Genomic DNA, 13,436 nt, shown 5'->3' on the forward strand with positions numbered 1-13,436 from the left:
GCGCGCAACCCGACCGGGAGAGACGATGGAAGCAATTCACGAAGGGGCGACCGGGGTCGCCGTCGAGGACATCCAGGAGCGGCTCACGTCGCTCGGCTATGCGATCGAGGAGGACGAGCGGAAGGCCCAGCTCTTCGGGCGCTCGACTGCCACCGCCGTCGCGCGCTTCCGCCTGGACCACGGCCTCTCCCTCGGCGACGCCGTCGACACCGCCACCTGGTCCGTCCTCGTCGACGAGGGCTACCAGCTGGGCGACAGGACCCTCTACCTGCGTCTCCCCAACTTCCACGGCAACGACGTGCGCCAGCTCCAAGAGCGCCTCAACGTGCTCGGGTTCTCCTGCGGCGAGCCCGACGGCGTCTACGGCGTCCACACGGAGGCCGCAGTGAAGCTCTTCCAGGAGAGCATCGGCGCGCTGGCGGACGGCATGGCGTTCCCCGACACCTTCGACGCCATCGAACGCCTGCGCCACGTCTGGGCGGGCAAGCCGGCCGCGGGGCCGCACCCCCAGGGCATGATGGGCTTCGCTCGTGCCGCGAGCGTGCTCGAGGACGCCGGGATCGCCATCACCGCCGACGACCCGATCTCCCGCAACGTGGCCGGGCGCATCTGGAACCTCGCCCACGCCACGGTCGACGACTGCGCGCTCGAGCTCGTGGACGCCGCCGAGTCCGCGAGCCCGGAGACGCGCGTGCTCATCGTGCTCTCCACCGAACCCCTGCCGGACAACGTCGCGGCGGGCGTGGGCAACCTCTCGCTCGACGACTTCGACACGCTGCCGCTTCGCCTGCGCACGGCGATCCAGAGCTCCGACACCACGCCGAGGGTCATCCGCATCGAGCTCCCCGTGGGCGCCGCCACCTTCACCATGAGCGACGCCCAGACCTTCGCCGTCCTGCTCCTCGACGCGATCTGCGCCGCCTTCGACCGCCTGGAGCTGTAGCGGCCCCGGGGCGGGCGGACGTCGTCACGCCACGCTTCCACACACGTGAGGAGGGCCCATGTTCAGCCCGTTTCGCGATGCCAGCGGCGCGCCCAAGCGCCTCGCCGACGTGACGTGGGACGACCTCCCCCAGCTCGCCGACCTCGACGAGGGGTTCGTCCTCGAGTTCAAGCGGGAGTACAACGCCTCCGTCCAGCGAAAGATCCCCAAGATCGTGGCCTCCTTCGCGAACTCCCGCGGGGGCTGGCTCGTGATCGGCGTCGCGGACGACACCCACGCCGTCTGCCCGGTCCCGCGCCAGCAGGCGGACTTCGGCCAGATCATCGGCGAGCTCTGCCGCCGGCACGTCTCCCCCGCGCCACCCTTCGACGTGCGCTTCGTCGCCGACCCGGCCGATGACACCCGCGGCGTGGTGGTCGTGCGGGTCGAGGAGGGGGACTTCCCTCCCTACATCGCCGACGGCGTGGTGGAGATCCGCGAGGGCTCCACGTCCGGGCCCGCGACCGGCGCCGCCCTCGTGGAGCTCTACGGCAAGGCGACGGGCAGGCGTCGCGAGATCGCGGAGTTCGGCCATCGGACGGTGTTCTACCCGGAGACCGACGCCTACGGCCGGCCGCTGCCCCTCTTCGACCTCTACCTCTACCGGATGGGGCGCGACCGCGACGCCGCCTCGCGCGAGGAGGTCGCCGAGCACGTGCGGGCCATGCGCTCGGCCTTCGCGCAGCAGCGCGCCACCTGCCACGTGAGCCACGCGCACGACTCCCTCATCCTCCGCACCACCCTGCCCACGGGCCCGGGGGACGCCCACTCGGCCATCGAGCTCTTCGGCGACGAGTCCATGAAGCTCACGGTCCCCGCCGTCCTTCTCGACGCCGCCCGACGGGAGCGCGCCGTGGCGCGCATGCGCGAGCTGGGGCTCTTCTCGGCCGAGGAGGGCCGCCTCATAGACGCCTGCGCGACGCTGCGCCGCGTCTCGCGCATGGCCTCGCTGCTCGACCGCTACGTGCGCCTGCGCGGCATCGCCTGGCAGGAGTACGCCGTGTCCTACGAGCTGGAGAACATGGCCGGCATCATCCTCTGGAGCGACTCCCCCGTCTACCAGGACTACGTTGCCGAGAAGGGCGTGCTCTCGTGCGGCACCACGGACTGCCGCAGCCGCGTTCGCTACCTCGACGACGGCGCGCACGACTCGTTCCGCGCCCGGCAGTTCGCGGGGAGCCACTTCTTCGAGGCGTGCGGCCTTCCCCTGGGCTCGCAGGACCCCCGCGACGAGGCGCTCGTTGACGCGCTTCTCAGCACCTCGACCGGACGGCGCCGCGACGAGGCGTGAGCGCGCGAGCCCGCCGCGGCCCTTCCTGATACAATGGCGCCGGCGGCACAGGGGTATCGTCCAATGGTTAGGACAGTGGTTTTTGGTGCCATCAATGTGGGTTCGAATCCTACTACCCCTGCCACCGCCGCCCCGCGCTATCATGTTTCTGTAAAGATTCTGGGACTCACGCATCGCTTGGAGGCCTCACATGCCCATGACCGCGATCGTCCTCGCCGCCGGCGAGGGAACGCGCATGAAGTCCCGCCACCCCAAGGTTCTGCACAAGCTCCTCGACCGACCGCTCGTCTCCTGGGTCACGCGCGCCGCGCGCGAGGCCGGGGCCGAGCGCATCATCGTGGTCGTGGGCCATGGTGCTGACGAGGTGCGGGCCCATCTTGCCGCCGAGAAGGACGTCGAGTGCGTCGAGCAGGCCGAGCGCCTGGGCACCGGCCACGCCGTGCGCGTGGCGCTCGAGGCCACAGGGGTCGACTCCGGCCCCGTCGTCATCCTGAACGGCGACCTGCCGCTCATCGAGCCGGCCACCGTCCGCGCCTTCGCCGACGCGGTGGCGGACGGCAGCCACGCCGCGGCGATCCTCACGATGACGCCGCCCGACCCGTTCGGCTACGGCCGCGTCGAGCTCGCCGCGGACGGCACCGTGACGCGCGTCGTGGAGCAGAAGGACTGCACGCCCGAGCAGAGCGCGACGCTCGTCGAGTGCAACGCCGGCTGCTATGCGTTCGACGGCGCCCTTCTCGCCGCCCACGTGGGCGAGATCGGCAACGACAACGCCCAGCACGAGTACTACCTCCCCGACATGGTGGAGATCCTGCGCGGCCACGGCCATGCCACCACCGTGCTCCACTGCGACGACTACCGCGAGGGCCTCGGCGCCAACAACCGAGTCCAGCTGGCCGAGCTCGCCGCCATGGCCCGCGACCGCATCAACGTGCGCCTCATGGAGAGCGGCGTCACCATGCTCGACCCGGCGACCACCTGGGTGGGCCCGGACGTCACCGTGGGCCGCGACACCGTGCTCCTCCCCATGACGATGCTCTGGGGCAGGACGAGCGTGGGCGAGGAGTGCGTGCTCGGCCCCAACACGCGCCTCACGGACTGCACCGTGGCGGACGACGTCACGCTGGAGGAGACCGTGGGCGTGGACGTCACCATCGACGAGGGCGTCACCTGCGGCCCGCGCGCCTACCTGCGCGGCGGCGCGCACGTGCTGGCGGGCGCCCACGTGGGCACGCACGTGGAGATCAAGAACTCCGTGATCGGCAAGGGCTCCAAGGTGCCGCACCTCTCCTACATCGGCGACTGCACCATGGGCGCGCACGTCAACATCGGCGGCGGCACGATCACCTGCAACTACGACGGTGTGCACAAGAGCCGCACCGTCATCGGCGACAACGTCTTCATCGGCTCCGACACCATGATGGTCGCGCCCGTGACCATCGGCGACGGCGCCATAACCGGAGCCAGCTCCTGCATCACCAAGGACGTCCCTGCCGACGCGCTCGCGATCGAGCGCAGCGAGCAGCGCATCGTAGAGGGGTTCGCCTCGCGGCGACTCGAGAGACTCAAGAGAGATGAGGCCTAGATGTACGAGAACCTGAGCGAGCCCATGTCGCTGAAGAAAGAGATCAAGCTCTACTCCGGCACCGGCAACCCCGCCCTTGCGGAGAAGGTCGCCGACATCCTCCACCTCGAGCTTCAGGGCCTCAAGATCGAGAAGTTCGCCAACGGCGAGATCTACGCCCGCTTCGACGAGTCCGTCCGCGGCGACGACGTCTTCTTCATCCAGTCCCTCTCCGGCGCCAACGTGAACGACCTGCTGATGGAGACCCTCGTGGTGGCCGACGCCGCCAAGCGCGCCTCCGCCTCCAAGTTCACCGCGGTCATCCCGCACTATTGCTACGCCCGCCAGGACCGCAAGGCGTCCTCGCGCGAGCCGATCACCGCGCGCCTCGTGGCGAACCTCCTCGAGGCCGCCGGCGTCAACCAGGTCATCACCGTCGACCTGCACCAGGGTCAGATCCAGGGCTTCTTCGACATCCCCGTGACGCACCTCACCGCCCTCTACCTCATCGGCGACTACTTCAAGGCCAAGGACTTCGACTGGGAGAACACCGTCGTGGTCTCCCCCGACATGGGTCGCGCGAAGGTCGCCAAGCGCCTCTCCGACTACCTGGGCTGCGAGGTCGCCATCGCCCACAAGAGCCGTCCCAAGCACAACGCGTCCGAGGTCATGGGCATCATCGGCGACATCAAGGGCAAGACCTGCATCGTCAACGACGACATGATCGACACTGCCGGCACGCTCTGCGGCTCGGTGCGCAAGCTCAAGGAGATGGGCGCCGGTGACATCTACGTCTCCGCCACCCACGGCATCTTCTCCGGCGCCGCCATCGAGCGCCTGCAGGACGCCCCGCTCGTCGAGTGCGTGGTTACCGACATCATCCCCTGCGAGGCCGCCGACAAGCCGGGCTCCAAGATCAAGACCGTCTCGGTCGCCAACGAGCTGGCCGAGGCCATCAACAGCGTCTACATGCGCAAGTCCGTCTCCGAGATCTTCGGCGGCCAGGGCGCCGAGATCTAGTCCGTGAATTGGGGACAGTCCCCAATTCACAGAAATGTTTGATGTGGTGCGGGGTCGTCTTCGGGCGGCCCCGCGCTTTTGTGTGACGGGCATGGGGGCGTCGATCGTCTCGCCGCGCGGCCCGAACAATCCTGCCCCGTGTACCGGTTTCTGCCCTCACGCGCAGCCCAGACCGGTACATGGGGCCGCTTTTCTCGGTGGGACCGGTACACACCCCCGCTTTTCTCGGCGGCTGGGTCCGTTCGGCTCGCGCACCGTGGTAGTGTACGTAACCGACGCACGCAGGCCGCAGAGAGGACCGCCATGCCGCAAGCCGCAAAACCCGCCGCCATCCGCATCGTCTGCGGCCTCGGCAACCCGGACGCCGAGTACGCCCGGACCCGGCACAACGCCGGCTTTGCCACCATCGACGCCGTAGCCGCGCGCCGGGGCGTGCGCTATTGGAAGTCCGAGGCCGGCGCGCAGGTGGCGTCGATCACGGTGAGCGACAAGGACGGCGAGAAGCGCGAGGTCCTTCTCGCCAAGCCGATGAGCTACATGAACACCTCCGGCGGGCCGCTGTCCAAGCTGGCACGCGCCCACCACGTGAGGCCGGAGGAGATCCTCGTGGTCCACGACGAGGTCGACCTAGCGGCGGGCGAGGTCAAGCTCAAGCTGGGGGGCGGTCTCAACGCCCACAACGGCCTGCGCTCCATCGCCGACAAGCTCGGCAGCCGCGACTTCGCGCGCGTGCAGTTTGGCATCGGCCGCCCGCCCGGGCGCATGCAGGTCGCCGACTACGTGCTGCGCGAGCTCAAGGGCACCTTCCTGGAGGACTTCGAGCTCACCGTCGAGCGCGCCGCTGACCTCGTGGAGCAGACGCTGTAGGCGCGAGACCGGCGCTCACGCCGCTCGCCGCACCGATGTTGGAATGCGTCGGCACTCGGGTACAATGAGGGGTGTTGGAAAGGCCCAGCACAGGGCCGCCAAACCTTGAGAGGGAATGCAGGAGAGGAGTGCGGTTAATGTACAAGATCCTCGAAAAGACGCAGTTCTCGGAGAAGGTGTTCAAGTTCCGCATCGAGGCGCCCCGGATGGCCAAGCACGCTCACGCCGGCCAGTTCCTGATGGTGCGCGCCAACGAGACGGGCGAGCGCGTCCCGTTCACGCTCGCGGGCTGGAACGCCGAGGAGGGCTGGGTCGAGTTCATCTTCATGGTGATCGGCAAGACCACGGAGATGCTGTCTACCTACAACGAGGGCGACTCCATCAAGGACGTCACCGGCCCGCTGGGCGTCCCCACCGAGATGGCCGAGGGCCCCTGCGCGGTCATCGGCGGCGGCGTCGGCCTGGCCATCGCCTACCCCGTTGCCAAGCACCTGGTCGAGACCGGCCACGAGGTCCACGCCATCATGGGCGCCCGCACCAAGGACCTGCTGCTCCTCGAGGACCAGTTCCGCGAGCTCCTGCCGGATGACCACATCCACATCACCACCGACGACGGCTCCTACGGCGAGAAGGGCGTGGTCACCGCGCCGCTCGAGCGCCTGCTCCAGGAGAAGGCCGTCACCCAGGTCTTCTGCGTCGGCCCCGTGCCGATGATGAAGTTCTCCGCCCTCACGGCCGAGAAGTACAACACGCCGATCACCGCCTCGCTCAACCCGATCATGGTCGACGGTACCGGCATGTGCGGCTGCTGCCGCGTCGAGGTCGACGGCCAGACGAAGTTCGCCTGCGTCGACGGCCCCGACTTCGACGCCACCAAGGTCGACTGGAACGACCTGCGCGCGCGTCAGGCCGCGTATCTTACCGAGGAGGGCCAGTCCCTCAAGGCCTATGAGGAGGCGAACTGCGCATGCCACAGGTAAACGGTCGCTTTGTCCCCGACATGAAGTCCCCGCGCACGCCGGACAACGAGGAGCCGGCCGCCGAGCGCGCGTGCGACTTCCGTCCCGTCGACAAGGGCTTCACCAAGGAGATGGCGCTGGCCGAGGCCGAGCGCTGCATGGACTGCAAGAAGCCGTTCTGCGTTGACGGCTGCCCCGTCAACATCAACATCCCCAAGTTCATCGAGAAGATCCGCGAGGAGAAGTTCGGCGAGGCGCTGGACATCATCCGCGAGGACTCCATGCTCCCCGCCATCTGCGGCCGCGTGTGCCCGCAGGAGAACCAGTGCGAGGGCAAGTGCATCCGCGGCAAGAAGGGCGACCCGGTGGCCATCGGCCAGCTGGAGCGCTTCCTCGGCGACCAGCCCGAGCTTGCCTCCAAGCCCAAGATGGCCCCCAAGAACGGCAAGAAGGTCGCCGTCGTGGGCTCCGGCCCCTCCGGCATCACCTGCGCCGGCGAACTCGCCCGCAACGGCTTTGACGTCACCGTCTTCGAGGCCTTCTTCACCGGCGGCGGCGTGCTCGTCTACGGCATCCCCGAGTTCCGTCTGCCCAAGGCGGTCGTCAAGCGCGAGATCGACGGCCTCGAGGAGATGGGCGTCAAGTTTGAGTACAACTCCGTCGTGGGACGCATCACCGACGCCGACGAGCTCTTCGCCGAGGGCTTTGACGCCATCTACATCGCCACGGGCGCGGGCCTGCCCAAGTTCCTCAACGTCCCGGGCGAGAACCTGCCCAACGTCTTCTTCGCCAACGAGTACCTCACCCGCGTGAACCTCATGAAGGCGAACCGCTTCCCCGAGTACGACACGCCCACCAAGCACGGCAAGAACGTCGTGGTCTTCGGCGGCGGCAACGTCGCCATGGACGCGGTGCGCACCGCCAAGCGCCTGGGCGCCGAGCGCGCGATCATCGCCTACCGCCGCACCGAGGACGAGATGCCCGCCCGTCGCGCGGAGCTCCACCACGCCAAGGCCGAGGGCGTCGAGGTCATGCCGCTCGTGGCCCCGCTCGAGTTCGTGAAGGGCGAGGACGGCTGCGTCTGCGCCGTGCGCGTGCAGAAGATGGAGCTCGGCGAGCCCGACGAGTCCGGCCGCCGTCGCCCGGTGCCCATCGAGGGCGCCATCGAGGAGATTCCCTGCGACGTGGCCATCTCCGCCATCGGCACCAACGCCAACCCGTTCGCCAAGATGATCGGCGACATCAAGCTCAACAAGTGGGGCTACATCATCGCCGACGAGGACGGCCGCACCTCCGACCCGCGCATCTGGGCCGGCGGTGACATCGTCACCGGCGCGGCCACGGTCATCCTGGCCATGGGCGCCGGCAAGACCGCCGCGGCGAGTATCACCAAGGCGCTCGTCGGGTAAGCGCATCTGGCGAGAAGAACCTCACGCCGTAAGGCTCGGCCCTCCCGGGAAACCGGGAGGGCCTTTCTGTGTCACGGTTCTTCTCGCCCGGCAGGCCGGGGCATGCAGAAGCGACGATTACCGGTAATGCGCGTTAATGCATGCTAGGGAGGACGCAAAATCGCGCGTTGCTGTCCAAACGGGCCGCAAACAACCACAAAATGCCGCCCGTGCATCCTCGCGTCCCACTTACAGCCCGCACCATCGCACATTACCGGCAATCGCCACTTCTGCGTCCCTTTCAAGGCAGGACCTCCATCGTCCTGAGCTAACGAGAAGAGCCCCCGGGTTTCCTAAGAGGAAGTTCCGCGAAGCGCACTTCCTCGTGGAAACCCGGGGGCTCGCCGAGTCAGGCTAGCTCAGGCGATGGGCCTAGTACATGCCGCCCTGGCCGCCCTGGGCAGCCGCCGCGGAGATGGCCTCCTCGATGGTGGTGTTCTTGGGCTCGTCGGAGACGGTGGCCTCGGTGATGAGGATCAGCGACGCCACGGAGGCGGCGTTCTGCAGCGTGACGCGGCAGACCTTGACCGGGTCGAGCACGCCCATCTCGATCATGTCGCCGTACTCGCCGGTGGCGGAGTCGAGGCCCTGGCCGGCCGGGAGCGCCTTGATCTTCTCGGCCACGACGGAGCCCTCGAAGCCGGCGTTGTTGGCGATGGTCTTTACGGGAGCCTCGAGCGCCTTGCGGACGATCTCCACGCCGATCTTCTCGTCGGAGTCGACGGTCTCGACGCCGTCGAGCACCTTGGAGGCCTCGAGGAACGCCACGCCGCCGCCGGCGACGATGCCCTCCTCCACGGCCGCGCGGGTCGCCTGCAGGGCGTCCTCGATGCGGTGCTTGATCTCCTTGAGCTCGACCTCGGTGGCAGCGCCGACCTTGATGACGGCCACGCCGCCGGCGAGCTTGGCGAGACGCTCCTGGAGCTTCTCCTTGTCGAAGTCGGAGGTGGTCACGTCGTACTCGGCCTTGATCTGGGCGATGCGCTCGTCGATGGCCTGCTTGGAGCCGGCGCCGCCGACGATGGTGGTGTCGTCCTTGGAGATCTTGACGGACTTGGCGCGGCCGAGCATCTCGGCGGTGACGTCGGTGAGCTGGACGCCGAGCTCCTTCATGGCAACCTGGCCGCCGGTCAGGATGGCGATGTCCTCGAGCATGCGCTTGCGGCGGTCGCCGTAGCCGGGGGCCTTGACGGCGCAGACGTTGAGGACGCCGCGGAGCTTGTTGAGGATCAGCGTGGCCAGAGCCTCGCCGTCCACGTCCTCGGCGATGATGAGCAGCGGCGCGCCCTGCTTCTGGACGGCCTCGAGGATGGGCAGGATGTCCTGGATGTTGGAGACCTTCTGGTCGGTCATGAGGATGTACGGGGAGTCGAGCTCGGCCGTCATGGTCTCGTTGTTGGTCGAGAAGTACGGGGAGATGTAGCCCTTGTCGAACTGCATGCCCTCGACGGTGTCGATGTCGATGCCGAAGGTCTGGGACTCCTCGACGGTGATGACGCCGTCCTTGCCCACGACCTCCATGGCGTCGGAGATCTTGGCGCCGATCTCGGGGTCGGAGGCGGAGATGGTGCCGACGGAGGCGATCTGCTTCTTGGTGGAGACCTCCTGCGCGTTCTTGCGCATCTCCTCGACGATGGCGTTCACGGCCTTGTCGACGCCGCGACGGATGGCGATGGGATTGGCGCCGGCGGCCACGTTGCGCAGGCCCTCGTTGACGATGACCTGGGCGAGGAGCGTGGCGGTGGTGGTGCCGTCACCCACGGCGTCGTTGGTCTTGGTGGCGACCTCCTTCACGAGCTGGGCGCCCATGTTCTCGATGGGGTCCTTGAGCTCGATCTCCTTGGCCACGGAGACGCCGTCGTTGGTGATGGTGGGGGCGCCATAGGAACGCTGCAGGGCCACGTAGCGGCCCTTGGGGCCCATGGTGGTGGTCACGGCGTCAGCAAGGGTGTTGACGCCCTTGGCGAGCTTGGCACGAGCATCGGTGCCGAAAAGAATGTCCTTAGCCATTTCTTGTTCCTCCAAGTTTCTGCGAATGATTCAAACGGGGTCTGTCCCCTTTTGAATCAGTTAGTCCTCGATGACGGCGTAGATGTCGTCGGCGCGCAGGAGCAGGAAGTCCTCGCCGTCGATCTTCACCTCGTTGCCGCCGAACTTGCCGTAGTAGACCTCGTCGCCGACATGCACGTCGATGGCGATGCGCTCGCCCTTGTCGTTCATCTTGCCGGCGCCCACGGCGACGACCTGACCGCGCTGGGGCTTCTCCTGCGCACCGCTGGAGATGTAGAGACCGGTCGAGGTCTTCTCCTCCTTGGGGGCGGGCTTCACGAGAACGCGATCACCAAGCGGCTTGAGAGTCATGTCAAGTACCTCCTTCTTGTGCCCGTGGGCACGTCTGCGACGCGGGTGCCGCGCCGCCATAGCCAACGCTCAAAATAATACCCAGCAACGCGGACTTATACCACCTCGCTAGAAAAAATCTTCCAACTCGCACTTAGATTTTCTGAGGCGCGGGCGCGCACGGCGATTGGCGCGCACTCTGATAGCATGGGCACAACCGACAGAGGAGCAGCCCATGAAGCAAACGACGCTCGCGCGCGGCGCACTTCTCGCCCTGATCGCACTTCTCGCCTTTGCTGGGTGCGCGTCCGGGCAGGTCGCGAAAGTCCCGGAGGAGCCAGCCGCCGAGGAGGAGGCCGCGATGGACGAGTTCGTGAGCACGGCGATGGTCGTCACGTTCGGCGACGGCGAGGTCCTCTTCGTGGACCAGGACACCGGGGCCCCCTACTACCCCACCAACCTGCCATCAGACGCACCCGAGCTCGCGGCCGGCAACATCGTGCGCGTGACCGGCAACGGCATCATGCTGGAGAGCTACCCCGCGCAGTACCCGGGAATCACGGGCGTTGAGGTGATCGAGGAGGGAACCTCCGCGGACGCCGAGAAGTACGACGAGCTGGTGGCGCAGATCTGGCAGCCCAAGGACCCGTCCGAGCCGCCGCTAGCCTCGCTCGAGTACACGACGGAGCTGGCCGTCGTCACGCTCAGCCCGACGACCTGCGGCTACATGTGGACGTACGAGCAGGACGGCGAGGAGCGGACCGTTGCCGTGGACACGCTCGCGCCGACCGACTACGCCTCCGACGAGCTCCCAGACGCCACGCTCGAGGGGCCCACGGAGGTCACGACGAGCTTTGACGTGGAGGCCACGGGGATTGAGGTCATGCGCTGGAGCGAGGACGCGCTCGACGTCGAGGGCGAGAAGGTCGAGGTCGCAGGCCTCACGTTCACCGCCGAGCCCGACTATCGCTATGCGATTCTCGCCACCTTCGACGCCGGCGAGGTCACCTACGCCTTCACCGCCTAGCTACAGCTCCTCCAGCTCGGCGAGCCAGAGGGTCGAGCAGGCGTCGGAGGGCATGCGCAGGTCGCCACGGGGGCTCACCGCCGCCGAGCCCACCTTGGGGCCGTCGGGCAGGCAGCTGCGCTTGAACTGCTGCGCGAAGTAGCGGCGGTAGAAGACCTTGAGCCAGGAGAGGATCGTCTCGTCGTCGTAGGCCCCGCCCAGCGCGTGGCGCGCCAGTCGGAAGACCTTGCGCGGGCCGGCGCCGTGGCGCAGCACCTCGTAGAGGAAGAAGTCATGCAGCTCGTAGGGGCCGACGAGGTCCTCGGTGCGCTGCGCGATCTGGCCGTCGCCCGTAGCGGGAAGGAGCTCCGGGGAGACCGGTGTGTCCAGGACGTCGAGAAGGACGTCCTTCTCGCCCGCGTCTCCGCAGGTGTCGGCCACGTAGCGCACGAGGTGGCGCACAAGCGTCTTGGGCACGCTCGCGTTGACGGCGTACATGGACATGTGGTCGCCGTTGTAGGTGGCCCAGCCCAGCGCCAGCTCGGAGAGGTCGCCCGTGCCGATGACGAGGCCGCCCTCCTGGTTGGCCACGTCCATGAGGATCTGCGTGCGCTCGCGGGCCTGGGCGTTCTCGTAGGTGACGTCGTGGACGGACTCGTCGTGGTCGATGTCGGCGAAGTGCTGGCGCACGGAGGCGGCGATGCCGATCTCGCGCAGCTCGGCGCCCACGGCGCGGGCGAGCTCGCAGGCGTTGTTGTAGGTACGGTCCGTGGTGCCGAAGCCGGGCATGGTCACCGCGATGACGCCGTCGCGCGGAAGCCCCAGCAGGTCGAAGGCGCGCACGGTCACGAGCAGGGCGAGCGTGGAGTCCAGGCCGCCCGAGAGGCCGATGACCGCGCGGCTCGAGTGCGTGTGCGCGAGGCGCTTGGCGAGGCCGTGGGCCTGGATCGAGAAGACGTCCTCGCAGCGCTCCGCGCGGCGCGCGGCGTCGGACGGCACGAAGGGGTGCGGGTCGACCCAGCGCGTGAGGTGCACATGGTGCACGTCGAGCGTGAAGCGGCTCACGTGGTAGTCAAGCTGCGCGGCGTTGGCGACGGTCTGGAACGTGGACATGCGGCGACGCTCGGCGGCGAGCTGGCGCACGTCGACCTCGCTGAGCGCTCGGCCATCGCCGAAGGGGACGCCCTCCGCGAGCATACGGCCGTTCTCGGCCACGAGGTCGTGACCCGAGAAGACGAGGTCCTGCGTTGACTCGCCCGTGCCGGCACTGGCGTAGACGTAGCCGCAGACGAGGCGGGCGCTCTGGCCTCGCACCAGCTCGCGGCGGTAGTCCGCCTTGCCGACGAGGGCGTTGGAGGCGCTGAGGTTGCAGACGAGCGTGGCGCCGGCCTGCGCATGGCGGATCGACGGGGGCTCCGGGACCCAGAGGTCCTCGCAGATCTCCGCGGCGACCATGAGCTCGGGGAGCTCCTCGCAGGCGAAGAGCTGACTCATGCCGAAGGGGACGTCGAGCTGGCCCGCCACGTCTATGGGCACGACGTCGACCGTGCCGGGGACGAAGTGACGTCCCTCGTAGAACTCGTTGTAGGTGGGGATGTGGCGCTTGGGGACCACGCCGAGGATCGTGCCGGACGAGACGGCGGCGCAGCAGTTGTAGAGCTTGGCGTTCACGCGCACAGGCACGCCCACCAGCAGGAGCGCGTCGAGGTCCTCGGTGCGCGCGGCAAAGTCCGCCAGGCCGCGCTCGGCAGCGTCGAGCAGGGCGTCCTGCCAGAAGAGGTCCTCGCAGGTGTAGCCCGTGATGGCGAGCTCGGGCAGCACCACGACCGAGGCGCCGTCCTCGGTGCAGGCGCGGCTCGCCGCCGCCACGCACGCGTCCACGTTGAAGACGACGTCCGCGACGCGCACCTCCGGCGTCACCGCCGCGACCTTGACGAACCCGTCCCTCATCTCTGCCTC

General features: G+C 68.1%; 11 protein-coding genes and 1 tRNA gene. 9 read left to right on the forward strand and 3 right to left on the reverse strand.

Going from position 1 to position 13,436, the window contains the following annotated elements; genetic code table 11:
- The first annotated feature begins 25 nt into the window (after positions 1-25).
- From INF26_RS06045 to gltA, 8 genes are all read left to right on the forward strand, one after another.
- Positions 26-943, forward strand: a complete 918-nt coding sequence (locus INF26_RS06045; protein ID WP_193529900.1) for a peptidoglycan-binding domain-containing protein — start codon at positions 26-28, stop codon at positions 941-943.
- 58 nt (positions 944-1,001) lie between these two features.
- On the forward strand, positions 1,002-2,273 hold the full coding sequence (locus INF26_RS06050; RefSeq protein WP_193529901.1) for an ATP-binding protein: 1,272 nt from the start codon (positions 1,002-1,004) through the stop codon (positions 2,271-2,273).
- 49 nt (positions 2,274-2,322) lie between these two features.
- A tRNA-Gln gene (locus INF26_RS06055) sits at positions 2,323-2,397 on the forward strand.
- A gap of 66 nt (positions 2,398-2,463) precedes the next feature.
- Positions 2,464-3,858, forward strand: coding sequence for a bifunctional UDP-N-acetylglucosamine diphosphorylase/glucosamine-1-phosphate N-acetyltransferase GlmU (gene glmU / locus INF26_RS06060; protein ID WP_193529903.1), 1,395 nt, complete (start codon positions 2,464-2,466; stop codon positions 3,856-3,858).
- Positions 3,859-4,857 (forward strand): ribose-phosphate diphosphokinase, encoded by a 999-nt coding sequence (locus INF26_RS06065; protein ID WP_193529905.1) that lies wholly within the window; start codon positions 3,859-3,861, stop codon positions 4,855-4,857. It abuts the gene before it with no gap.
- Between the two features lie 303 nt (positions 4,858-5,160).
- Positions 5,161-5,724: an aminoacyl-tRNA hydrolase gene (pth, locus tag INF26_RS06070; protein ID WP_193529906.1), complete on the forward strand. Its 564-nt coding sequence runs from the start codon at positions 5,161-5,163 to the stop codon at positions 5,722-5,724.
- Between the two features lie 137 nt (positions 5,725-5,861).
- Entirely contained in the window at positions 5,862-6,704 is an 843-nt protein-coding gene (locus tag INF26_RS06075) for a sulfide/dihydroorotate dehydrogenase-like FAD/NAD-binding protein (protein WP_193529907.1), read from the forward strand.
- Positions 6,692-8,092 carry an NADPH-dependent glutamate synthase gene (gene gltA / locus INF26_RS06080; RefSeq protein ID WP_193529908.1) on the forward strand — a complete coding sequence of 467 codons (1,401 nt, stop codon included), beginning with the start codon at positions 6,692-6,694 and terminating at the stop codon, positions 8,090-8,092. The genes INF26_RS06075 and gltA overlap by 13 nt, the downstream gene beginning before the upstream one ends.
- A 411-nt stretch (positions 8,093-8,503) precedes the next feature.
- Here gltA and groL read toward each other — a convergent pair whose 3' ends face one another.
- Both groL and INF26_RS06090 read right to left on the reverse strand, forming a co-directional pair.
- Positions 8,504-10,141 (reverse strand): chaperonin GroEL, encoded by a 1,638-nt coding sequence (groL, locus tag INF26_RS06085; RefSeq protein WP_193529909.1) that lies wholly within the window; start codon positions 10,139-10,141, stop codon positions 8,504-8,506.
- A gap of 60 nt (positions 10,142-10,201) precedes the next feature.
- Positions 10,202-10,492 carry a co-chaperone GroES gene (locus INF26_RS06090; RefSeq protein ID WP_072373316.1) on the reverse strand — a complete coding sequence of 97 codons (291 nt, stop codon included), beginning with the start codon at positions 10,490-10,492 and terminating at the stop codon, positions 10,202-10,204.
- A 214-nt stretch (positions 10,493-10,706) separates the two neighbouring features.
- Here INF26_RS06090 and INF26_RS06095 point away from each other — a divergent pair, with 214 nt between their 5' ends.
- Complete coding sequence (locus INF26_RS06095; RefSeq protein ID WP_193529910.1) at positions 10,707-11,498, forward strand: hypothetical protein; 792 nt, start codon at positions 10,707-10,709, stop codon at positions 11,496-11,498.
- Here INF26_RS06095 and INF26_RS06100 read toward each other — a convergent pair whose 3' ends face one another.
- Positions 11,499-13,427, reverse strand: coding sequence for an NAD(+) synthase (locus tag INF26_RS06100; protein WP_193529911.1), 1,929 nt, complete (start codon positions 13,425-13,427; stop codon positions 11,499-11,501).
- Positions 13,428-13,436 lie beyond the last annotated feature (9 nt).

This window comes from Thermophilibacter gallinarum, from assembly GCF_014982725.1.
Classification (GTDB): Bacteria; Actinomycetota; Coriobacteriia; order Coriobacteriales; family Atopobiaceae; genus Thermophilibacter; species Thermophilibacter gallinarum.